This window comes from Streptomyces spinosisporus (genome assembly GCF_022698145.1).
In the GTDB taxonomy this organism is placed as follows: Bacteria; Actinomycetota; Actinomycetes; order Streptomycetales; family Streptomycetaceae; genus Streptomyces; species Streptomyces spinosisporus.
The window spans coordinates 1-22957 of sequence record NZ_JALDAX010000019.1 but is presented as its reverse complement, the minus strand read 5'-3'; the positions used below and the strand labels follow the sequence as shown (position 1 = coordinate 22957).

The window sequence follows — 22957 nt, the reverse complement described above, 5'->3', positions numbered from 1 at the left end:
CAGCCGTCAACGGGCGTTGTACGGCTCCACCTTCAGCCGTGCCGTCGCCGCCACCCCGGCCGGCCACGACACCGTGAGGGTGCGGGACTCGCCGGGAAGCAGCCACAGGTAGTTGTCGCTGTACTCGGCGGGCAGGACCCGGTGCCCCTTGGCGTCCACGAGGGAGACGCGGACCATCGCCGCCACCGAGGAGCCGCGGTTGCGCAGACGGGCCGACAGCTCGCGGCGGCCGTCCCTGGTGCGGGTGCCGGTGGTGTCGACCGACACCCGGGACGGTTCGAGGGCGGTGAGCGCCTTCATGTCCTCGGGCTTGGCGTACTGCCAGTAGGTGTTCTCCGACAGCAACCTGCCGTGCGCGTCGGTCAGTCGGAGCCGCAGCAGGTGCAGGTCCGGCAGGCCGTCCTGGTCGTCCAGGGTGAACGCGGCCGCGGTCGAGGAACGCGCGACGTCCAGCGACTTGCGCTGCTCCGGGCCGTGGGCGTGGCCGGACAGGTCGTAGCGGCGTGCGGAGACCGTGGCGCCGGTCAGCGCGTGCGGGGTGTGGTTGACCGCGATGACCCGGCCGTCGGGGCCCACCTGCACATGGACGGGCTCACTGGCCTTGCGGGCGCCGTAGTAGGCGCCGTTGACGTCGAAGTCGTAGTCGTAGGTCTGCCACACCGTGCTGTACCAGGCGGGGTGGGACATCCACAGCATCAACCCGCTCGCGTCGTCCCACAGGTTGGCGTTCCAGGCCTCGAACATGGCGCGGTGGCTCTCGAAGTTGACGAACTGCGCCTTGCGGCAGAAGTCGTCGAGGTCCTTGGCCGTGCCGAGGCGGGTCTCGATGGCCGCGCGGTAGTTCTGCGGGGCCTGGTTCCCCTTGGTGCTCCAGTCGTGGTAGTACCAGGCCCCGCCGATCGGCCACTCGGGCTCGTCGCCGACGAGGTTGCGCATGGACTCCGCGGTCGGCACGACCGGCATGCCGATCTCGGTGTGGAAGCCGAAGCTGCCGCTGCCGTAGGTGTCGGCGGAGTAGTAGCGCTCCGGATCCACCCAGCTGTAGGGGCCGCCACCGGAGACGATCCCGCCCGCCGAGTTGTTCTGGTAGAGCACGTCCGGCGCCTGGGCGCGCACCGCCGCCCGCATGCCGTCGTTCACCGGTCCGGGCGGGTCGCCCTCGTTGGCACCGCACCACACGACGACGCTGGGGTGGATGCGGTAGCGGCGCACGGTGTCCTCGGCCAGGTCGAGGAAGGCCTTGTGGTCCGGCGGGTCCATGCCCCAGGCGTTGGGGAAGTCGTTCCACACGAGCAGCCCGTGCTCGTCGCAACTGGCGTAGAACTCCTCGCGGTTGGAGCTGGCCACCCAGTTGCGGATCATCGTGAAGTTCATGTCCCGGTGCATCCGCACTGCCGTGTCCATGCGTGAGGCCGGCATGCGGCGCAGCAGTTCGTCCCAGCCCCAGTTGCCGCCGCGGCAGAAGACCCGTACACCGTTGACGCTGATCTTCAGCGGGTCGGTGCTGTTGTCGACCGACTTCACGTCCGTCCACGTCTTGCCGTCGTCGGAGACCTGGATCGTGAACGACTTCGCGTACGCCGTCTCCCACAGGATCGCCACGCGGTCGAAGGTCACCGAGGAGCCGAGGTCGACCGCGATCCACTGGTCGTCCTCGTAGACGGAGGACCAGCGGGAGTTGGGATCGCCGTCGGTGGCGTTGCCCGCCTTGTGGTCGGCCTCGTCCTCCGACGAGGCCGTGGCCTGCTGGTGCAGGGCCAGGTCCTGGTCCGGCGTGGAGCTGTCCAGGACCGACAGGCTCCACATGGACGTGCCCCAACTGGTGGCCCGGTCATGGCAGTTCACCCGCACATGCCGGGCCGTCGTCGCGGTGAAGTCCACGGTCTGCAGGGCCGCCGAGCCACTGCTGCGGAACGGCAGCGGCACCGCCGTGTTGTCGACGTCGGCCGCGTCCGTCCAGTTGTCGCCGTCGTCGGAGACCTGGACGGTGAACGTGCGGGCGTAGGCCTGCTCCCAGGTGATGACCACGCTGTCGAAGGCGACGGACGCGCCGAGGTCGACCCGGATCCACTGGTCGTCCTCGAAGGCGGAGGACCAGCGGGTGCCGTCGTCACCGTCGGTGGCGTTGGCGGGCTTGTTGCCCGGGTCGTCCACGGAGGAGGACGTGGCGTCCTTGTGCAGGGCGAGGTCGATGCCGGGTGCCGAGCTGTCGTTGACCGACAGGGCCCACATCGACGAGCCCCAATTCGTGGCCCGCGTACGGCACATGATGCGCACGTAGCGAGCGGTGCGGCGGGTGAAGCTCACCGTCTGCGCGTAGGCGTCGCTGCCGGTCTGGAAGGTGAGCGGCACGTCCCACTCGTAGCCGAACTGGCGTATCCCGAAGCGGGTCGTGCGCTTGTCGCTCTGTGTGCCGTTCACCGTGGCGGTGAGGGTGAGGTCGTGCAGGGCCGGGTCGCCGTAGCCGTTGGGCCACCACAACTTCGGGTTCTTCAGACGAAGTTGCGGGTGGTCGGCCGGGGTGAAGGTGACGTCGGCGCTCTTGCCGCCGGGGATCGTGACCGTCTTGGTCAGGCGGATGCCGTCGAAGGCCGCCGAAACGGTGACGCTCCGGTCGGCGGAGTCCGCGTTGCGCACCGGGACGAGGATGCTCAGCTCGGCCGTGCCGGTGCCGGGCAGGTCGGGCAGCCGGGTGTCCACGCGGGGGTCGCCGAGGACGGCGGCGCCCGTGGAGCGCAGCCGGACGTGGTTCCACAGGCCGGCCGCGCGGTCGCGCACCGCGGGCATCCAGTCCCATCCCGAAGAGGCCAGGTACGTGGGCGAGTTGCGGTTCATCATGTTCGCCCCGGCGTCGACCCACGAGTAGCCCGCCGGGCCCTTGTCGCCCGGGCTGCCGGGGAACGGCATCGGCGTGACCTTCACGGCCAGCGCCTGCTCGCCGTCGCTGCCCTTCCCGCCGTCGCCGATCAGGCTCGTCACGTCGAACGCGGCCCGCGCGAACGGGAAGGTGACCTCGCCGACCTGGCTGCCGTTCAGCCACACCTCGGCCTTGTGGTTGACCCCGTCGAACTCCAGCCACAGGTGACGTCCGGCGCCGGTGCGCAGGCCCTTGGGGAGGCGGAATCCGCGCCGGTACCACCAGGAGTGGCGCGAAAGGGCCTCAGGGACATGGAGGTTGCCGAAGCCGGCCACCGGGTCGGGGAGCTTGCCCTGGTCCACCAGCGAGGTGAGCACCGTGCCGGGCACCGTCGCGGGCAGCCAGCGGCTGGTGTCGAGCGCCGGCTTCGACAGCGCGGCGCCGTCCCCGTCGGCCCAGTCGTCCATGGTCAGATCCCAGCCCGACTCCAGCGGCACGGTGCCGTCGGCGGCGACCTTCAGGGCCGGGGGAGTGCGGTGGTGGGTGCCCCAGTCGGTCCAGCCGGTGACATGCGGGCGCTCGGTGCGGCAGGTGCCGTAGACCTGGAAGCCGTTGAGGCCGAGCGGGTTGGTGTTGGAGCGCTTGTGCACGGTCATCCGGACCCAGCGGGCGGTGACCGGCTTCGCCGGCGCGATCTCGACGGCGCCGCCCTTGCCGGAGGTGGTGCTGTAGATCTGCGTCCAGCTCTTGTGGTCGCGTGAGGTCTCGACGACGTAGTCCACCGCGCAGCTGGAGAGGATCTCCTGGCCCGTGGTGTCGGTGCGCGGATTGCTGCCGGAGGAGCCGACGAAGGGCGGGTCGTCCGAGGTCGCCTCGAAGGTGAGGTGCACCGACTCGACCTCGCACAGCGCCTGGAGGTCGACGGAGATCCACTGGGGGTCGCCGTCCGCGGCGCGCCAGCCGGTGCCGCGCACGCCCGCCGCGGGGACGCCGTCGACGGCGAACTCGGCGGGGGTGGGTGCGTAGTCGGTGGAGGAGACCTCGACGGGGCGGTAGGCGGCGAGTTCGCCGGGTGCGGCGGGCCGGTCCGGCTGCCCGGAACCCGACGCGAGGGCGTCGGCGGGGAAGGCCATGCCGAGGCCGAAACCTGCGAGGAGCGTGGACCCGGTGGACAGCAGGGTGCGACGCGAGGGTCTGAGGGACTGGTCCGACATGAACTGCGGCTCCGATCAGCGACATTGGCCTCTGACAACGTTGCCAAACAGTGCACCTGGGTGGGGTGGGTGTCAAGACCTGTGACGGCAGGACTCTGGTTGTTTGAATAAATTAGGAATTAATATTGACAGGGTTCCGGCCACGGGCCACAGTCTTCGCCGTGACGACTTCACCCCTGCAAGGCTTGGCGGCGACCGCCGCCATCGCGACCGTTCTCACCGTGACCGCCGCCCCCACGGCCACCGCGCAGAGCGCCGTGGACCAGGGCGCCCCCGCGTACTACGACAGCGGTCTCGCACCCACGCCCTACATGGGCTGGAACACCTACTACGGCCTCGGCGCGCCCACCGAGAAGGAGGTGCGCGCCGTCGCCGACAAGCTGGTCAGCAGCGGTCTGCGCGACGCCGGCTACGACATCGTGTGGCTGGACGGCGGCTGGCAGGCCGACAACCCCCGTGACGCACAAGGGCGGCTCACGGCCAACCCGGAGCGCTTCCCCTCCGGCATCCCGTCGCTGGTCTCCTATTTGCACAAGCGAGGACTGCGGGCCGGCATCTACACCGACGCGGGCACCTACGACGGCGGCAAGAGCTGCGGCCTCGGCAGCCGCGGTTACTACGACCAGGACGCGAAGCAGTTCGCGGCCTGGAAGTTCGACGCCGTCAAGGTCGACTTCCTGTGCGGGATCGGCGCGAAGCTCGACCCGGGGCCCGCGTTCAAGGAGTTCAGCGACGCGGTCGCCAAGTCCGGCCGGAAGATGCTGCTGAACCTGTGCAACCCGCTCACCGACGACTGGGGCCTGCCGCACACGCCCGAGCAGGACGCGCACAACACCTACGTCTACGGCCCGACGACCGCCGACTCCTGGCGTACCGGCACCGACATCGCCTGGGGCACCCCGAGCCCCGGTCAGTGGCCCAACATCCTGCGCAACATGGACGCCAACGCCTGGCACCCCGAGGCGCAGGGTCCCGGCCACTACAACGACCCGGACTACCTCATCCCCATGCGGAAGATGACCGACGGGACGTACGAGCTGACCCAGGAGGAGTCCACCAGCCAGTTCGTGATGTGGGCCGAGATGGGCTCGCCGCTGGTGCTGGGCTCCGACCCGCGCACCCTGTCCGACTCCATGCTGAAGACGCTCCGCAACCCGGAGATCATCGCCGTCGACCAGGACCCGCTGGCGATCCAGGGCGTCCGGGTGGCGACCGACGCGACCGGCGACGTCTACAGCAAGGTCCTTCAGGGCCACGGCCGCCGCGCGGTCGTCCTGCTCAACCGCTCCGACCGACCCGCCGAGCGGACCGTGAAGTTCGCCGACGCCGGCCTCGGCGGCAAGGTGCACGTCCGCGACCTGCGGGCGCGCGCCGACCGGGGCACGCACACCGGCTCGTACACCGTCGAGGTCCCCGCGCACGGCACCGCGTTCCTGAAGCTGACCGGCACCGACGCCGTGCCCGGCACCAGCCTGGGGGAGAAGACCTCGGCGAGCCCGGCCGTGGTGCGCGACGGCTCCGGCCTGACCACCTTCTTCCGGGGCCCGCACGGCTCGCTCGTCGCGCGCGACGACCACGGACGCCGCGATCTCGGCGGCCCGACCCACGGCAGGATCCTCGGCCAGCCCGCTGCGTACGCCTCCGCCGGCGGCCGTATCGACGTCTTCGTACGCGGCACCGACGACCGCGCCTACCGGCGCACCTACGACCACGGCCACTGGGGTCAATGGCGGTCGCTGGGCGGCGAGTTGACCGACGCGCCGTCCGTCGCCTTCACCGACCCCGCGCACTGGACGCTGTTCGCGCGCGGCGCCGACGGTGCGGTGGTGCAGCGCGGCCCGGCGACCGACTGGTCCTCGCTCGGGCTGCCCGGCGACAGGCAGACCTACGGCCGCCCGTCCGCCGTCGTCGACAGCGCGGGCCGCGTCCATGTCGCCGTGCGCACCGCCGCCGACGACATCTGGACCCGCACGAGGGACACGTCGGGGCAGTGGTCGGACTGGAGTTCGCTCGGCGGGACCGTCAGCGGCAGCCCGACGCTGGTCGCCGCCGGGGACACGGTCGTGCTGTACGCGCGGGCCGCCGACTACACGCTCTGGCAGCAGCGGTACACCGACGGCGCCTGGCAGGGCTGGAGCAAGCGGGAGGAGTTCCCGAGCGCCGCCTTCGACGGTGCGCTCGGCGCGGTCGCCGGACCGGACGGAGCCGTCGACGCGGTGTTCCGCGGAGTCGACGGCCAGGTGCACCGGACCCAATTCAAATAAATTAGGAATCAATCATGGCCAACCTTCAGCCCAGCCGCCGCCGGTTCCTCGGCGGACTCGGTGCCGCCGGGACAGCGGCACTGCTCAGCGGCTGCGTCACCTCGACCTCCTCGGGCAAGAGCTCCTCCAAGGGCGATGTGACGCTCCAGTCCAACCTCTCGGCCCCGCAGGCGAAGAAGGCGATGGAGGACATCGTCGCCGCCTACGCCAAGAAGGGCTCCGGCAAGGCGAGCCTCAACACGGTCGCCGCCGAGACCTTCCGCACCCAGCTGCCGACGTATCTCACCTCGGCCAACCCGCCGGACGTCTACACCTGGTACCCCGGCTCGGTGGCGGACGCGTACGCCAAGAAGAACCTGCTGCTCGACCTCGACGAGGTGTGGGACTCCTCGCCCGACCTCAAGCGCTACTCCAAGGCGCAGAACAAGCTGTGCACCTCCAGCGCCGGCAAGAAGGTCTTCGTGCCCGCCACCTACTACTGGTGGGGCATGTTCTACCGCAAGTCGAACTTCGCCAAGTGGGGCATACGCGAACTCCCCAAGAGCTGGGACGACTTCCTCGACCTGTGCGACAAGCTCAAGAGCAAGGGCGTCGCCCCGATCGGGCTCGGCGCCGGCGGCAACACCCCGTGGGTCGCCTCCGCGTGGTTCGACTACCTCGACATCCGCATCAACGGCGCCCAGTACCACCGTGAACTCCTCGCCGGGAAGCACCGGTTCGACGACCCCGAGGTGCGCAAGGTCTTCGACCGCTGGCAGGAGGTGCACCCGTACTTCGACCCGAACGGCACCGCCCTCGCCTTCCAGGACGCCACGACCGCCCTGCTGAGCGGCAAGACCGGCATGATGCTCATCGGCACCTTCTTCGCCGACTCGGCCCCCAAGAGCGCCCTGGACGACATCGACTTCTTCCGCTTCCCGGTCATCGACGCCAAGGTCCCGCTCGCCGAAGAGGCCCCCGTGGACGGCTATTTCGCCAGCGCCCGCACCGGCCGTCGCGAGCAGGTCTACGACCTGATGCGCTACCTCGCCACCGTCGAGGCCCAGGAGACCTACATCAAGGGCTCCTCCGGCACCGTCCTGCCCTGCAACCCCGACGCCAAGGACGCCGGGACCGCCCTGGTCAAGAAGGGCCGCGCACACGTCGAATCGGCCGCCGAGATCACCCAGTTCTTCAACCGCGACTCCAGCGACGCGCTCCAGCCCACCGCCGACACCGCGCTCACCAAGTTCCTGGCCAAGCCCAAGTCGATCGATTCCATCCTGACCGACTGGCAGCGCGACGCCGAGAAGATCTGGAACGCCTGAGATGGCCGTCCTGACCGCACCCGACCGGAAGTCCCCGGCCCGCACGCCCGCAGTCGGCAAGCGGGCCCGGGGCTCCCGGCGCACCCCACCCCTCGTCCTCGCCTTCGTCCTCGTCCCGCTGCTCGCCGAGTCCGTATGGGTCTTCTGGCCCGCGCTGCAGGGCTTCTACCTGGCCCTGACCAAGTGGGACGGCGTCTCGACACCGCAGTTCATCGGCCTGGACAACTTCCGGGAGATGGCGAGCGACGACATCTTCCGCAGTGCGGCCGGCCACACCGTGCTGTGGCTGGTCGTCTTCGGCGGCCTGTCCGCCGTCCTCGGCCTCGCCGCCGCCCTGCTGCTCCAGCAGGAGCGGCGCGGCGTCGGCTTCTACCGCGCCGCCCTGTTCCTGCCCGTCGTCTTCTCGCTGGTGGCGACCGCCCTGGTCTGGCAGGCGATCTACCAGCCCGACGGCGTCCTCAACCGGGTCCTGGACGCGGTCGGCCTCGGCAGCCTGCAACACGCCTGGCTCGCCGACCAGGACACCGCCCTGTACGCGGTGATCGTGCCCGCGCTGTGGCGGCAGATCGGCTACGTCATGGTCCTGTACCTGGCCGGCCTCAAGGGCATCGACCCCGCGCTCTACGAGGCCGCCAAGGTCGACGGCGCGAGCGCCTGGCAGCGCTTCCGCCATGTCACGCTGCCCCAACTGCGCAGTGTCAACGCGGTCGTTCTGTCCGTCATCATCATCGACTCGCTGCGCTCATTCGACGTCGTGTGGTCCCTGACCCGCGGCGGCCCCTACCACTCGTCCGAGCTGCTGAGCACCTACATGTACTCGACCGCCTTCCAGTCCCTGCGCCTCGGCTACGGCTCCGCCCTCGCCGTCGTCATCTTCGTGCTGGCCTTCGGCGTCATCTGCTCCTACCTCGTGCGCGCGTTCCGGGAGGCCGACTGATGTCCGCCAACTCCACGGCGGTGCGCCGCAAGCGGGCCGCGACGGCCGGATTCCACCTCGGCGCAGGCGCCCTGTCCCTGCTGTGGCTGCTGCCCATCCTGCTGGTCCTGGTGACCAGCCTGCGCTCCTTCGACGACATCGCCGCCCACGGCCTGGGCAGCTGGCCGCACTCCTTCACCCTGTCCAACTTCGGCCAGGCCTGGAGCGACGGCGGCCAGCAGCGCGCCCTGATCAACAGCCTGATCGTGACCATCCCCTGCGTCATCGTCACGCTCGCCCTCGCCGCCATGGCCGCGTTCGCCCTCAGCCGCTACGAACTCCCCTTCCGCCGGGCCCTGTTGCTGCTGATGCTCGGCGGCAACCTGCTCCCGCCGCAGATCCTGCTCATCCCGGTGTCCAAGCTCAGCGAGATGATGGGCGTCTACGACACCCTGCCCGCACTGATCGGCGTGCAGATCGGCTTCGGCGTCGGCTTCTACGTCTTCGTCCTGCACGGCTTCATGCGCGCGATCCCGGTGGAGATCCAGCAGGCCGCGGTGGTCGACGGTGCCGGGCCCTGGCAGATCTTCTGGCGGATCATCCTCCCGCTGACCCGCCCCGCCCTGGCCGCGCTCAGCGCCCTGTCCTTCACCTGGATCTTCAACGACCTGCTCTGGGCGATCACCGTGCTGCGCAGCGACACCAAGATGCCGATCACCGCAGCCCTCATCGGACTTCAGGGCCAGTACGTGTCGATGTGGAACGTGATCGCCGCCGGTTCGGTCATCGCCGCCGCCCCCACGGTCGCCGTCTTCCTGTGCTTCCAGCGGCACTTCGTGGCCGGCCTGAACCTGGGAGCGGTCAAGTGACGTACCGGCGCTGGACCTTGCGCACCGAGCACACCAGCTACACCGTGCGCCTGTCCCCGGACGGCCCGTGGGCCGAGCTGGACGCCTGGGGCCCGCTCGGCGTCGAGGACGGCCCCTCCGCCCTGGACTGGTCACACCGCACGCACTTCATCACGCCCGCCGACGCCGCGCCCGCCGAGTATCTGCCGTACGGACTGCGGCCGTTCACCGGTGCCGACCTGGTGGCGGCCGGGCCGGACGGCGAGCGGGGCGTGTGGTGGGAGTTCGACGGCGCCGAGGAGGGCCCGGGAAGCCTGCGGCTCGCCTTCACCGACGAACTGCTCGGCCTCCGCACGGTCCTGTGCTACGAGACCGTGCCCGGCACGGACGTACTCCTGCGTTGGACCGAACACACCGCAGGTGAGCGGGAGTTGCGGCTGGGGCGGTTCGACTCGGCCGCGGTGAACGTCCCCGTGACGGGGGCAGCGGCACGGCTGACGTATCTGAGTGGGCAGTGGTCGCAGGAGTTCCAGCGCACCCAACTCGATCTGCCGCGCGGCACGTTCAGCATCGGCAGCCGTCAGGGCGCGCCGGGACACGCGTACGCGCCCTGGCTCGCGGTGCAGGACGGAGAGGCCGCCTACGGCGTCGCCCTGGAGTGGCCCGGCAACTGGCACATCACGGCGGAGGCCGAGCCGGGCGGCAGCGTGCGCGTGCGCGCCGGGCGCGTCCCGCACGAGGGGGCCGTTCTGCTGGCGCCCGGCGACACCCTGGTCACGCCCCGACTGGCCTGCGCCTTCAGCTCGGACGGACTCGACGGCCTGTCCCGCATGTGGCACCGCTACGAGCGCCTGCTGACGGGCGATCGCCTGCACCGCCCGCGGAAGGTGCTCTACAACTCCTGGGAGGCGACCGGCTTCGACGTCGAGGCGGCCGGGCAGCTGGAGCTGGCCAAGGTGGCCGCCGACATCGGCGCCGAACTGTTCGTCGTCGACGACGGCTGGTTCATCGGACGGCACGACGACACCGGGGGACTGGGCGACTGGTACCCCGACCCGGCGGCCTTCCCGGACGGCTTCGACCGGTTCGTGGCCGACGTACGGGCCCTGGGCCTGGACTTCGGGCTGTGGGTCGAGCCCGAGGCCGTCAGCCCCGGCAGCCGACTGTACGCCGAGCACCCCGAGTGGACGTACCGGATCGAGGGCCGCCCCGCCCGCCTGGTGCGCAACCAGTTGCTGCTCGACCTCGGCCGCACCGACGTGCAGGACTTCGTGATCGGCACGCTCGACCGGCTCCTCGGCGCCCACGACATCAGCTATCTCAAGTGGGACATGAACCGCCCACCCACCGAGCGCGGCCGCCCCGGCGCCGGATCCGCCGACCGCCTCGACCTCGACGCCGAGCACGTCGCCGGATACCTGCGCGTCCTGGACCATCTGCGCACCGCCCACCCCGGCGTCACCGTCGAGGGCTGCGCGGGCGGCGGCGGACGCATCGAACACGCGACGATCGCCCGCACCGACGTCGTGTGGCCCAGCGACAACACCGCCCCGCTGGACCGGCTCGCCATCCAGCACGGCTTCCTGCACGCCCACGCCCCGCACGTCATGAGCTCCTGGGTCACCGACGCCCCGGGAATCTTCGACCCGCGCCCGCGCAGCCTCGCCTTCCGCTTCGTCAACGCCATGTGCGGGGTCCTGGGCATCGGCGCCGACCTGCGGGCCTGGACGCCGGAGCAGCGGGCTGAGGCCGCGCGCTGGATCGCCCGCTACAAGGAGGTGCGCGATGTCATCCATCACGGGGAGGCGCGGCTCCTCGGCAGCCCCGAGGAGCCGACCTGCGGAGTGCAGTACGACGCCGGCGACCGGACCGTCGTCGCCGCGTTGAGCACCGGCCGCCTCGACGGCGCCCCGCTGCTGCCCGGCCGCCCCGACCGGCTGCGGCTGCGCGGGCTCGACCCGGCGGCCCGCTACCGCGACACGGCGACCGGGACGACGTACGGCGGGGCCCATCTGCTCCACTACGGGCTGCCGTTCGCCTGGAGCGCCGAGTATGACGCCGACCTCGTCGTGCTGACACGTGACCCTCATCGTGCCGGCACATGAACGGTCCCCTTATGTTTTCGAGCAAGCCCTTTCCCGCGAAGGAGTCGGATTCCACGATGGAGCAGCCCGTACGACGGCACGGCACCCGCTTCACCGGCCGCACGGCCGTGGTCACCGGAGCGGCCTCCGGCATCGGAGCCGCGACCGCCGCACGCCTCGCCGAGGAGGGCGCCGCCGTCGTGCTCGCCGACGTCGCCGAGGAGCGCGGCGAGGCCGTGGCGGAACGCATCGGCAAGGACGGCGGCCGGGCCCGGTTCGTGACCGCCGACGTCGCCCGCGAGGAGGACTGGGCCCGCATCGCCGCCGCCGCGCACGCGTACGGACCCGTCGACGTCCTGGTCAGCAACGCCTTCACGGTCGACGTCACACCCGCCCACGAGATGACCCTGCCGTCCTGGCAGCGCCAGCTCGACGTCAACCTGACCGGCAGCTTCCTGGGCGTGCGGGCCTTCTTGCCCGATCTGCGGGAGCGGCAGGGCGCGGTGGTGCTGACCTCGTCCGTCCACGCCCACCGCGGCCTCCCGGGGCACCCCGCCTACGCCGCCTCCAAGGGCGCCCTGCTCTCCCTGTGCGGGCAGCTCGCCGTCGAGTACGGGCCCGAGGTGCGCGTCAACGCCGTCGTACCGGGGCCGATCCTGACCGGCGCATGGGACAGGGTGCCCGAGGACGAACGGGAGCGCAGCGTCGCCGAGACCGCGGCCCGGCGGTTCGGGACACCCGAGGAGGTGGCCGCGGCCATCGCCTTCCTCGCCGCCGACGAGGCGTCCTACATCACGGGCACGAGTCTCGTGGTGGACGGCGGCTGGAGCGTGGTGAAGGCCTCGGCATGAGGACGCCGATCGTGAAACAGAGGACGCCCGGCATGAAGCAGACGAAGCAGCAGAAAGGCTCTACGACATGACCCCCTATGCCCGCCGAGGCGTGCACGGCCAGACCGTGGAGGCCCTCGCGCGCCGCATCCTGGGCGGTGACATCCCCGAGGGGGCCACGCTCGACCTGGTGGCGCTGCAGAGCGAGCTGGACGTGAGCCTCACCGCGCTGCGCGAATCCCTGAAGGTGCTCGCCGCCAAGGGGATGGTCGACGCCCGCCAGAAGCGCGGCACCTTCGTCCGCGCGCGGGCCGACTGGAACCTGCTCGACGCCGATGTGCTGCGCTGGCAGTTCGAGGGCGGCCGCACCGGCGACGCCGACCGCGCGCTGCTGCAGAACCTCGCCGAGGTCCGCGCCATCATCGAACCCGCCGCCGTGCGCCTGGCCGCGCAGCGCCGCACCGACGCCGACCTGGTCGCCCTCGACGCGGCGATCGCGGCGATGGGGGAGGAGGGCGCCGGGGCGTCGCACGCCGTCGAGGCCGACCTCGCCTTCCACCGCGCCCTGCTCACCGCCACCCACAACGAACTCCTCGAACGCATGGAGATGGTGATCGAGTCCGGTCTCGCCCACCGCGACCGCATCGTGCACAGCTCCCCCCACAGTCAGGACCCGATACCGGCCCACCGCGCCGTCCTGGACGCCGTACGCGACCAGGACCCCGTGGCCGCGGAGGCCGCCATGCGCGCCCTGCTCGAACAGGCCGGCCGCGACCTCGACCGGATCGGCACCGCCGACGAGACGGAAGGCACCCCCACCCAGTGAAGATCACCCGTATCGAGACGTTCCTGGTCCCGCCGCGCTGGCTGTTCTGCCGCGTCGAGACCGACGACGGCGTGGTCGGCTGGGGAGAACCCGTCGTCGAGGGCCGCGCCGAGGTCGTCCGCGCCGCCGTGGACGTGCTCGCCGAATACCTGATCGGCCAGGACCCGCTGCGCATCCAGGACCACTGGCAGGTCCTCACCAAGGGCGGCTTCTACCGCGGCGGCCCCATCCTCTCCAGCGCCGTCGCCGGAATCGACCAGGCCCTGTGGGACATCGCGGGCAAGACCTACGGCGCCCCCGTGCACGCCCTGCTCGGCGGCCCCGTACGCGACCGGGTCCGCGTCTACGCCTGGGTCGGCGGCGACGAACCCGCCGAACTCGGCGAGCAGATCGCCGAACAGGTCGAGGCCGGCTTCACCGCGGTCAAGATGAACGGCGCCGGAGCCACCTCACCGGTCTCCACCGTCTCCGAGACCGCCGCCGTCGTCGCCCGCGTCGCCGCCGCCCGCGAGGCCCTCGGCCCGGACCGGGACGTCGCCGTCGACTTCCACGGCCGCTTCAGCGCCGCCGCCTCCCGCCGCGTCCTCGCCGAACTCGCCCCGCTGCACCCGCTGTTCGTCGAGGAGGCGGTCCTGCCCGAGCAGAACCATCTGCTGCCGGGCCTGGTCACTTCGACGTCGGTGCCGCTTGCGACCGGCGAACGCCTGTACTCGCGCTCGGAGTTCCTGCCCGTCCTCGCCGCGGGCGTCGCCGTCGCCCAGCCCGACCTCTCGCACGCCGGCGGCATCTCCGAGGTCCACCGCATCGCCTCACTCGCCGAGACCTACGGCGCCCAGCTCGCCCCGCACTGCCCCCTCGGCCCGATCGCCCTGGCCGCCAGTCTCCAAGTCGCCTTCGCCACACCGAACTTCCTCATCCAGGAGCAGAGCCGCGGCATCCACTACAACAAGGGCGCGGACCTCCTCTCCTACGTCGTCGACACCGAGCCGTTCCGCTTCGTGGACGGGTATGCGCCGCGCGGCGACGCGCCCGGGCTCGGCATCACGGTCGACGAGGCGGCGGTGCGCGCGGCCGACCGGACCGGGCACGCGTGGCGCAATCCGGTGTGGCGGCATGCGGACGGGTCGTTCGCGGAGTGGTGACCGTGAGTGCTCCGAGGATCGTCACCGACCCGGCGCATGGCGGGCGTTGGACGTCGCTGAGGGTCGGCGGGCGCGAGTGGCTGTGGCGCCGGGACGGTGTCGGGCGCGAGGACGTATCAGCCGGTGACGCCTTCGTGGACGCGGGCGGGCTCGAAGAGTGCGTGCCCACCGTGCGCGGCACGCCCGACCACGGCGACGCCTGGTCGAGGGCGTGGACGAGCGACGGGGCCGGGACGGAGAGCGTGCGCTGCGAGCGGTTCTCGCTGCACCGGACGGTGGGGGAGGACGGCGGGGTCGACTACGTCCTGTCGGCCGAGCCGGGCTTCCGGTTCGTGTGGGCCGCGCACGCGCTGCTGGACCTCTCCACCCGGGCGACCGTGCAGCTGCCCGAGGGGGCGGTAACACGGCTGTATCCGTCGGCGAACGGGTCCTGGGTGGAGGGCAGTTGGCCCGCACCCGGCGGGACGCGCCTCGACCGCTTCGGACCGGATGACGGGACGGCGGTAGGGGCGGTCGTGGACGCCTCACATGTCTGCGTCCACGACGATGAGGACCGCCTGTCGTTCGCGCTCGAAATATCAGGGGGTGTGCCTCAGCCGGTGTCGATCGCCCTGTGGCGCAACCTCGGCGGCTTCCCGGACACGGACCCCTATCGCAGCACCGGCGTCGAGCCCATGCTCGGCCGTGTCTTCGACCTCGCCGAGGCGGGCCCCGGCGATGCCGCCCGGGTGCCCGCATCCGGCGAGGTCCGCTGGCGGCTCACCGTGTCCGCGGGCTGCAACTGCCCCTGAAACCGTACGTATTGGAGCATCTGTTCATGGATCTGCGAGCGGCCCTGGCCGCCCACCGCCTCGTCGCCATCGTGCGCGGGGACGACCCCGCCGCCGCCCTGCGCACCGTCCTGGCCCTGGCCGACGAGGGCATCGAGCTGATCGAGGTGTCGCTGACCGGCAAGGACGCCCTCACCGTCATCGAGCAGGCCCGGCAGGAACTCGGCCCCGACCGCCCCCTCGGCGCGGGCACGATCCTGACCGCCGACGACGCCCGAGCGGCGCACCGGGCGGGGGCGGACTTCGCCGTCACCCCGGCGCTCGGCGAAGGCGTCGGCGCCGCACAGGAGCTCGGCATGCCGGTCCTCGCGGGCGTGATGACACCGACCGAGATCGCGACCGCCCGCGGCCTGGGCGTCGCCGCGCTGAAGATCTTCCCGGCCGCGCAGGCGGGTGGCCCCGGCTACGTCAAGGCGCTGCGCGGGCCGTTCCCCGACGCGCCCTTCGTGCCGGTGGGCGGGGTCGACGAGGCCGCCGCGCGCGCATACCTGGCCGCCGGTGCGATCGCGGTCGGTGTCGGTTCCCCGCTCGTCGGCGACGCGGCGGACGGCGGAAGCATCGCGGACCTGCGGGGGCGCGCCCGCGCGTTCCGGGCGGTGGTGGGGGAGTTCGCGCAGTGACCCCCGCTCTGGTACCCGATGAGGTCCTGCGCCCCGACCGTCTGGAACTGGGCGAGGGCATCCGCTGGACCGACTCCGCCTCCGGGACGGTCCTGGTCGACATCCTCAAGGGCAGGCTGCTCGCCACGCCCGACGATCCCGCCGCACCCCTGCGCGAACTGGCCCGTCTCTCCGTGCCGTTGGGCGCGGTCGCCCCCGTCGCCGACCGCCCCGGCACCTGGATCGCCGCCGCGGGCACCGGCATCTGCCTGCTCGCCCCCGACGGGACGACGAAGTGGCTGGCGCGACCCGAGGACGGCGCCCCGCTCGCCATGCGGATGAACGACGCGGCGGCCGACCCCTCCGGCCGGTTCTGGGCGGGCAGCATGGCCTACGACGCCGACGAGGGAGCCGGCTCGCTCTATCGCGTCGACCACGACGGCACTGTGACCCGCGTCCTCGACGGCATCACCGTGCCGAACGGACCCGCCTTCACGGCGGACGGCACCGCGATGTACCTCGCCGACAGCGCACGCGGCATCGTCCGCCGCCATCCCCTCGACCCGGCGACGGGTGAACTCGGCACGCCGGAGCCCTTCTTGACCGTCGACGACGGCAGCCCAGACGGCATGACGGTCGACGTCGAAGGGGCCGTCTGGATCGCGGTGTGGGGCACCGGGACCGTACGCCGGTATCTGCCGGACGGCCGACTCGACCGCACCCTCCGCCTGCCCGCCAGCCAGCCCGCGGGGGTCTGTCTGCGGGACGACGTCCTGCACATCACGACCGCCCGCATCGGCCTCACCGCGCCCGGTCCCTACGACGGCGCCGTGTTCACCGCCCGGGTCGACGTGCCGGGGACACCGGCCGCCGCGTACCGCCCGACGCAGGAGGTGGCATGAGCGGCGTCCCCTTCCCGCGCTTCCCGGCCGACGGCCCCGTGGTCTGCATCGGCGAGACCATGGCCGCCCTGGCACCCACCCCACCCGTACCGCTCGACAGCGCGGAGGACCTGCGGCTGTCGGTGGCGGGCGCGGAGTCCAACGTGGCCATGTACCTCGCCGATCTCGGTCGTAGCGTCTCCTGGCTCTCCGCACTCGGTGACGACGCCTTCGGGCGACGGGTGCGCGCGGCCGTGGCTGCCGCGGGCGTCGACGTCACGGGCGTACGGACCGATCCTGAGCGACCCACCGGACTGCTGGTGAAGGACCCTGGCCGCGACCGTACCCGCGTCCACTACTACCGCGGCGGATCGGCGGCCTCGGCCTTGGGGCCGGAGGTGCTGGACGACGAACGGGTGCGGTCGGCGGCCCTGTTGCACCTCACCGGAGTCACCCCGGCCCTCTCCCCGTCCTGCCGGAAACTCGTCGAAGCCGCCCTCGGCACCCCGCCCGGCGAGCGCCCCCACGCCGTCAGCTTCGACGTCAACCACCGCCCCGCCCTCTGGCCCGACGGCACGGCCGCCACGGTGCTGCGCGACCTGGCCGACCGCGCCGACATCACCTTCGTCGGCCTCGACGAGGCACAGGACCTGTGGGGAGCGGACCTCCAACCGGCCGACGTACGGCGGCTGTTGGCCCGCCCGCGCATCCTCGTCGTCAAGGACGGCGGAGTGGCGGCCCACGCCTTCGCGGACGGAGAAACGTGCACGGTCCCGGCGCTGCGCACCGACGTCGTGGAACCCGTCGGCGCGGGCGACGCCTTCGCCGCCGGGTTCCTGGCCGGTCTGCTGCGGGGGTACGAGCTGAAGCGCGCCCTGCGCCTCGGCCACATCACCGCCTCGTCCGCACTGCGGGTGACGGGTGACCACGGCCCCCTGCCGGACGGCGCCCGCATCGAGCAACTCCTCGCGGCGGACGAGGAAGAGTGGGGTGCAGCCATGAGTTGACGCAGGCCCATGTCCGACGTCCGTTCCGAAGCCTCTGTTCCCGCAGCACCCCGCTGGGCGCGGATCGCCGCGCTGGATTCCCCGGCCTGCTGGCCGCCGCATCCCCCCCCCGCTCGCGGCGGTGGTCGCGGCCTCACTGGAGGCACTCGCCGCATCCGAGCACCGCACATCGGAGCGCTCAAGTCGGCTGCGGTGCAAGCCGCTTGTGCCCCTTGCGGTCGTAGTACCGCGTCATCGCGAAGCCGAAGAGCAGAGCCAGGGCCGCGCCGATGGCGATCATGATCCAGGAGCGGGTGAGGCCGGCGTCGCCGCGGGCGTCGAAGTAGAGGATGGCGCGGACGCCGTCGCTGAGTTGGCGCATGGGTTCGAAGTGGGAGAGGAAGCGGTAGAAGGCGGGGACGGCCTGCAGGGGGACGGTGGCGCCCGAGGACGGCAGGCCCAGGACGATGAACACGAACATGGAGACCAGCTGACCGATCCCGCCGAAGGCTGCGTTGATGGCCTGTACGCCCAGCCCGACGGCGAGGGCCGCGCAGTAGGAGTAGATCCACAGCAGCGGGATGTGGGTGGCGTCCATGCCCAGGACGGAGACGGTGGCCAGCATGATCAAGGAGACGCTGACGACCGTGATGCCCGCGGTCAGCGCCATGTTGAGCAGCAGCGTCTGGGTGCGGCTGATCGGCACGGTGGGGCGGCGGGTGTGCCAGGGGCCGATCTCGCTGTCGGTGTAGCCGAGGGCGGTGTCGACGGCGTTGGTGATGATGTTGCCGCCCATGAAACCCGCCAGGACCAGCAGCAGCGTGTAGTAGAAGGCGCTCAGTCCGAGCCCGCTGTGGCCACCGATCGGATGGCCCACTTGCGTGACCACGTTCACGGGGTCGGCCAGCAGGAGCTTGGTCGTCGAGTCGGCCTGCCCGCCCGCCGCCTTCGTCAGTTGCCTGCCGATGCTCTGCGAGGCCTGGTGCGCCGCCGCCGTCGTGATCTGACTGGCGAGGGACGAACCCAGGCTGCCCTTGCCGGGGTTGGTGAGCACCGTCAACGTCGGACGTCTCGTCGCGTCCGCCGTGGTGAGTGCCGTGAGCGAGGCGGTGAAGTCGGGCGGGATGACCAGGGCGCCGTAGACCTTGCCGGAGTCGAGTTCGTCCTGGGCCCGGGCGCGGGTGAGGGTCCGCCACTCGGCCTTGTCGGTCGAGGTGTCGGAGGTGATGGCCGCCGCGATCTGCGCGCCCGCGTTCTGCTTCTGCCCGGGCGGCGGCTTCCCGGTGTCGCTGTTGACCAGGGCGATGGGCAGATGGTGCAGGGAGCCCTGCGGATTGACGATGCCGCCCATGTAGAGCAGCGCCAGCAGCAGGGCGAGCACTCCGGTCAGCACGGTGGGCACGAGCCACAGCTTCGGGCGGCCCAGCAGGTTGACGGCACGGGCCTGGGGGCTGGTGTCGGCCATGGCGCTCCGTAGGTCGGGGGAGGACGGACGTCCGCCGCACGGCTCCTGTACGGACGCAGAGCCTACGGAGAAGAGCGGACGAAGGAGGGCAAGCCGCGCGTGAGTGACCGAATCCGGCCTCCCTCACGAGAGCCCTGTTTTCACCTCACGGAGATCACATCTTGAGGTGAGTGGCCCGCCTCACATGGCGTGACTGGATCGTGACCGACACCATGGTGCACGTCATCGGCAGGCTGAAGGGAGCGGTGATGTTCCGCAAGGTGCTGGTCGCCAACCGTGGTGAGATCGCGATCAGGGCGTTCCGCGCCGGGTTCGAGCTGGGCGCGAGGACCGTCGCCGTCTTCCCGTACGAGGACCGCAACTCGTTGCACCGGCTCAAGGCCGACGAGGCCTACGAGATCGGTGAACAGGGGCACCCCGTGCGGGCGTACCTCTCCGTCGAGGAGATCGTCCGCGCCGCGCGCGAGGCGGGCGCCGACGCCGTCTACCCCGGCTACGGCTTCCTGTCCGAGAACCCGGAGCTCGCGCGCGCATGCGAGGAGGCGGGCATCACGTTCGTCGGCCCCAGCGCGCAGACCCTGGAACTGACCGGCAACAAGGCGCGAGCGGTGGCCGCCGCCCGGGCGGCCGGCGTCCCCGTCCTCGGTTCCTCCGAACCCTCCAACGACATCGACGAACTCGTCCGCGCTGCCGAGGAGATCGGCTTCCCGGTGTTCGTGAAGGCGGTCGCGGGCGGCGGCGGGCGCGGCATGCGCCGCGTCGAGGACCCGGCCGCGCTGCGCGAGTCCATCGAGGCGGCGTCCCGCGAGGCCGCCTCCGCGTTCGGAGACCCGACCGTCTTCCTGGAGAAGGCCGTCGTCGACCCCCGCCACATCGAGGTGCAGATCCTCGCCGACGGCGAGGGCAACGTCATCCACCTCTTCGAGCGCGACTGCTCCCTGCAGCGCCGCCACCAGAAGGTCGTCGAGATGGCCCCCGCGCCCCATCTCGACCCGGAGCTGCGCGACCGCATCTGCGCCGACGCGGTCCGCTTCGCCCGCGAGATCGGCTACCGCAACGCGGGCACCGTGGAGTTCCTGCTCGACCGCGACGGCCACCACGTCTTCATCGAGATGAACCCGCGCATCCAGGTCGAGCACACGGTCACCGAAGAGGTCACCGACGTCGACCTCGTCCAGTCGCAGCTGCGCATCGCCTCCGGCCAGACGCTGGCCGACCTCGGCCTGTCCCAGGAGACGGTGCGGCTGCACGGCGCCGCCCTGCAGTGCCGTATCACCACCGAGGACCCGGCCAACGGCTTCCGTCCGGACACCGGCCGCATCAGCGCCTACCGCTCGCCCGGCGGCTCGGGCATCCGCCTGGACGGCGGCACCACGCACGCCGGTACGGACATCAGCGCCCACTTCGACTCCATGCTGGTAAAGCTGACCTGCCGCGGCCGGGACTTCCAGTCCGCGATCGGCCGGGCCCGGCGTGCCGTGGCCGAGTTCCGTATCCGCGGTGTGGCCACCAACATCCCGTTCCTGCAGGCCGTGCTGGACGACCCGGACTTCCGGGCCGGGCGGGTGACGACGTCGTTCATCGAGGAGCGCCCGCATCTGCTGACCGCCCGCTCCTCCGCCGACCGCGGCACGAAGCTGCTCACCTACCTGGCCGACGTCACCGTCAACAAGCCGCACGGCGAGCGCCCGCACCTGATCGAGTCGACGTCCAAGCTGCCCGAACTGCCCGCCGGGGAGCCGCCCGCGGGCTCGCGGCAGAGGCTCGTCGAGCTGGGTCCGGAGGGCTTCGCCCGCCGGCTGCGCGAGTCGCCGACCATCGGCGTCACGGACACCACCTTCCGCGACGCGCACCAGTCGCTGCTGGCCACCCGGGTACGCACCAAGGACCTCCTGGCCGTCGCCCCGGTCGTCGCCCGCACTCTGCCCGAGCTGCTGTCCCTGGAGTGCTGGGGCGGCGCCACCTACGACGTCGCGCTGCGCTTCCTCGCCGAGGACCCGTGGGAGCGGCTGGCCGCGCTGCGCGAGGCCGTGCCCAACATCTGTCTGCAGATGCTGCTGCGCGGCCGCAACACCGTCGGCTACACCCCGTACCCGACCGAGGTGACCGACGCCTTCGTGCAGGAGGCAGCGGCCACCGGCATCGACATCTTCCGCATCTTCGACGCCCTCAACGACGTCGGCCAGATGCGCCCGGCCATCGAGGCCGTACGCGAGACGGGCACCGCGATCGCCGAGGTCGCTCTCTGCTACACCGCGGACCTGTCCGACCCGAACGAACGCCTCTACACCCTGGACTACTACCTGCGGCTGGCGGAGCAGATCGTCGACGTGGGCGCGCACGTCCTGGCCGTCAAGGACATGGCCGGCGTGCTGCGCGCCCCGGCCGCCGCGACCCTCGTCTCCGCGCTGCGCCGGGAGTTCGACCTGCCGGTGCACCTGCACACCCACGACACCGCGGGCGGCCAGCTCGGCACCTACCTCGCCGCGATCCAGGCGGGCGCGGACGCCGTGGACGGCGCGGTCGCCTCGATGGCCGGGACCACCTCGCAGCCGTCCCTCTCGGCGATCGTCGCCGCGACCGACCACTCCGCGCGGCCCACCGGCCTGGATCTGCAGGCGGTCGGCGACCTGGAGCCGTACTGGGAGAGTGTCCGCAAGATCTACGCACCCTTCGAGGCGGGCCTCGCCTCCCCGACCGGTCGCGTCTACCACCACGAGATCCCCGGCGGCCAGCTCTCCAACCTGCGCACCCAGGCCGTCGCGCTCGGCCTCGGCGACCGCTTCGAGGACATCGAGGCGATGTACGCGGCGGCCGACCGGATGCTGGGCCGCCTGGTGAAGGTCACCCCGTCCTCCAAGGTGGTCGGCGATCTCGCCCTGCACCTGGTGGGCGCCGGGGTGGACCCGGCCGAGTTCGAGGCGAGCCCGAACCGCTACGACATCCCCGACTCGGTCATCGGCTTCCTGCGCGGCGAGCTGGGCACCCCGCCCGGCGGCTGGCCGGAACCCTTCCGCACCAAGGCACTCGAGGGCCGCGCCGAGCCCCGGCCGGTCCAGGAGCTGACGGCGGAGGACCGCGAGGGCCTGGCGAAGGAGCCGCGCGCCACGCTCAACCGGCTGCTGTTCCCCGGCCCGACCCGGGACTTCGACAACCACCGCCAGGCCTACGGCGACACCAGCGTGCTCGACAGCAAGGACTTCTTCTACGGTCTGCGGCCGGGCAAGGAGTACACCGTCGACCTGGAGCCCGGCGTCCGGCTGCTGATCGAGCTGGAGGCCGTCGGTGAGGCCGACGAACGCGGCATGCGGACCGTGATGTCCACCCTGAACGGCCAGCTGCGGCCGATCCAGGTGCGCGACACCTCCGCCGCCTCTGACATCCCGGTGACGGAGAAGGCCGACCGGACCAACCAGGGCCATGTCGCCGCGCCGTTCGCCGGGGTGGTGACCCTCGCGGTCGCCGAGGGCGATGAAGTGGACGCCGGGGCGACCGTGGCGACCATCGAGGCCATGAAGATGGAGGCCGCGATCACCGCCCCGAAGGCGGGACGGGTCTCGCGTCTGGCCATCACCAGGATCCAGCAGGTCGAGGGCGGTGACCTGCTCGTCGAGATCGGGTGATCCCGGAGGCACTCCCTGGGGCGGCCCCGGTACGGCTTCTGCCGTGCCGGGGCCGCTTCGCGTCTTGACCCGTCGCGTCTTGACCCGCGGTCCGCGCTCCATGATGCTGTGTTGCGACACACGAGATACGTGCCGTATTGAGCAACTCGCCGAGGAGTCGCCATGACCCATCAGGTCCGCGCCGTCGTCGCGCGGGGCAAGGGTGCCCCCGTCAGCCTCGAAACGATCATCGTGCCCGACCCGGGGCCGGGCGAGGCCCTGGTGAAGATCGAGGCGTGCGGGGTG

15 protein-coding genes and 1 pseudogene are annotated in these 22957 nt (G+C 71.6%); 14 read left to right on the top strand and 2 right to left on the bottom strand.

Annotated elements, in window-relative coordinates:
* Window positions 1-6: 6 nt before the first annotated feature.
* Window positions 7-4071, bottom strand: coding sequence for a discoidin domain-containing protein (locus MQN93_RS35550; RefSeq protein WP_242712779.1), 4065 nt, complete (start codon window positions 4069-4071; stop codon window positions 7-9).
* Between the two features lie 161 nt (window positions 4072-4232).
* On the opposite strand from MQN93_RS35550, the gene MQN93_RS35545 reads away from it, so the two are divergent.
* The 12 genes from MQN93_RS35545 to MQN93_RS35490 all read left to right on the top strand — a co-directional run bounded on the left by MQN93_RS35545 (window position 4233) and on the right by MQN93_RS35490 (window position 17605).
* Window positions 4233-6335, top strand: a complete 2103-nt coding sequence (locus tag MQN93_RS35545) for a DUF8189 domain-containing protein (RefSeq protein ID WP_242712778.1) — start codon at window positions 4233-4235, stop codon at window positions 6333-6335.
* A gap of 14 nt (window positions 6336-6349) precedes the next feature.
* Complete coding sequence (locus tag MQN93_RS35540; RefSeq protein ID WP_242712777.1) at window positions 6350-7642, top strand: ABC transporter substrate-binding protein; 1293 nt, start codon at window positions 6350-6352, stop codon at window positions 7640-7642.
* 1 nt (window position 7643) lies between these two features.
* Window positions 7644-8579, top strand: a complete 936-nt coding sequence (locus MQN93_RS35535; RefSeq protein ID WP_016433888.1) for a carbohydrate ABC transporter permease — start codon at window positions 7644-7646, stop codon at window positions 8577-8579.
* Complete coding sequence (locus MQN93_RS35530) at window positions 8579-9427, top strand: carbohydrate ABC transporter permease (protein ID WP_242712776.1); 849 nt, start codon at window positions 8579-8581, stop codon at window positions 9425-9427. Before MQN93_RS35535 ends, MQN93_RS35530 begins: the two co-directional genes overlap by 1 nt.
* Window positions 9424-11511 carry an alpha-galactosidase gene (locus MQN93_RS35525; protein ID WP_242712775.1) on the top strand — a complete coding sequence of 696 codons (2088 nt, stop codon included), beginning with the start codon at window positions 9424-9426 and terminating at the stop codon, window positions 11509-11511. The genes MQN93_RS35530 and MQN93_RS35525 overlap by 4 nt, the downstream gene beginning before the upstream one ends.
* Window positions 11512-11567: 56 nt before the next feature.
* The gene (locus MQN93_RS35520; protein WP_242712774.1) at window positions 11568-12341 is read left to right on the top strand and encodes an SDR family NAD(P)-dependent oxidoreductase; all 774 of its coding nucleotides are present in this window, start codon (window positions 11568-11570) and stop codon (window positions 12339-12341) included.
* 67 nt (window positions 12342-12408) lie between these two features.
* Window positions 12409-13146 carry a FadR/GntR family transcriptional regulator gene (locus MQN93_RS35515; RefSeq protein ID WP_016433884.1) on the top strand — a complete coding sequence of 246 codons (738 nt, stop codon included), beginning with the start codon at window positions 12409-12411 and terminating at the stop codon, window positions 13144-13146.
* Entirely contained in the window at window positions 13143-14288 is a 1146-nt protein-coding gene (dgoD, locus tag MQN93_RS35510) for a galactonate dehydratase (RefSeq protein ID WP_016433883.1), read from the top strand. Before MQN93_RS35515 ends, dgoD begins: the two co-directional genes overlap by 4 nt.
* 2 nt (window positions 14289-14290) lie before the next feature.
* On the top strand, window positions 14291-15079 hold the full coding sequence (locus MQN93_RS35505) for a hypothetical protein (RefSeq protein ID WP_242712773.1): 789 nt from the start codon (window positions 14291-14293) through the stop codon (window positions 15077-15079).
* 26 nt (window positions 15080-15105) lie between these two features.
* A complete protein-coding gene (locus tag MQN93_RS35500; protein WP_242712772.1) occupies window positions 15106-15738 on the top strand; it encodes a bifunctional 4-hydroxy-2-oxoglutarate aldolase/2-dehydro-3-deoxy-phosphogluconate aldolase in 633 nt (210 codons plus the stop codon).
* Window positions 15735-16619: an SMP-30/gluconolactonase/LRE family protein gene (locus MQN93_RS35495; protein WP_242712771.1), complete on the top strand. Its 885-nt coding sequence runs from the start codon at window positions 15735-15737 to the stop codon at window positions 16617-16619. The genes MQN93_RS35500 and MQN93_RS35495 overlap by 4 nt, the downstream gene beginning before the upstream one ends.
* Window positions 16616-17605 (top strand): sugar kinase, encoded by a 990-nt coding sequence (locus MQN93_RS35490; RefSeq protein ID WP_242712770.1) that lies wholly within the window; start codon window positions 16616-16618, stop codon window positions 17603-17605. Before MQN93_RS35495 ends, MQN93_RS35490 begins: the two co-directional genes overlap by 4 nt.
* A 178-nt stretch (window positions 17606-17783) precedes the next feature.
* On the opposite strand, the gene MQN93_RS35485 is transcribed toward MQN93_RS35490, so the two are convergent.
* Window positions 17784-19049 (bottom strand): YhgE/Pip domain-containing protein, encoded by a 1266-nt coding sequence (locus tag MQN93_RS35485; RefSeq protein WP_016433878.1) that lies wholly within the window; start codon window positions 19047-19049, stop codon window positions 17784-17786.
* 248 nt (window positions 19050-19297) lie between these two features.
* Here MQN93_RS35485 and MQN93_RS35480 point away from each other — a divergent pair, with 248 nt between their 5' ends.
* Together MQN93_RS35480 and MQN93_RS35475 are read left to right on the top strand one after the other, a co-directional pair.
* On the top strand, window positions 19298-22672 hold the full coding sequence (locus MQN93_RS35480; protein ID WP_242712873.1) for a pyruvate carboxylase: 3375 nt from the start codon (window positions 19298-19300) through the stop codon (window positions 22670-22672).
* Window positions 22673-22834: 162 nt separating this feature from the next.
* Window positions 22835-22957 (top strand): annotated as a pseudogene (locus MQN93_RS35475) (S-(hydroxymethyl)mycothiol dehydrogenase); the annotation flags it as partial.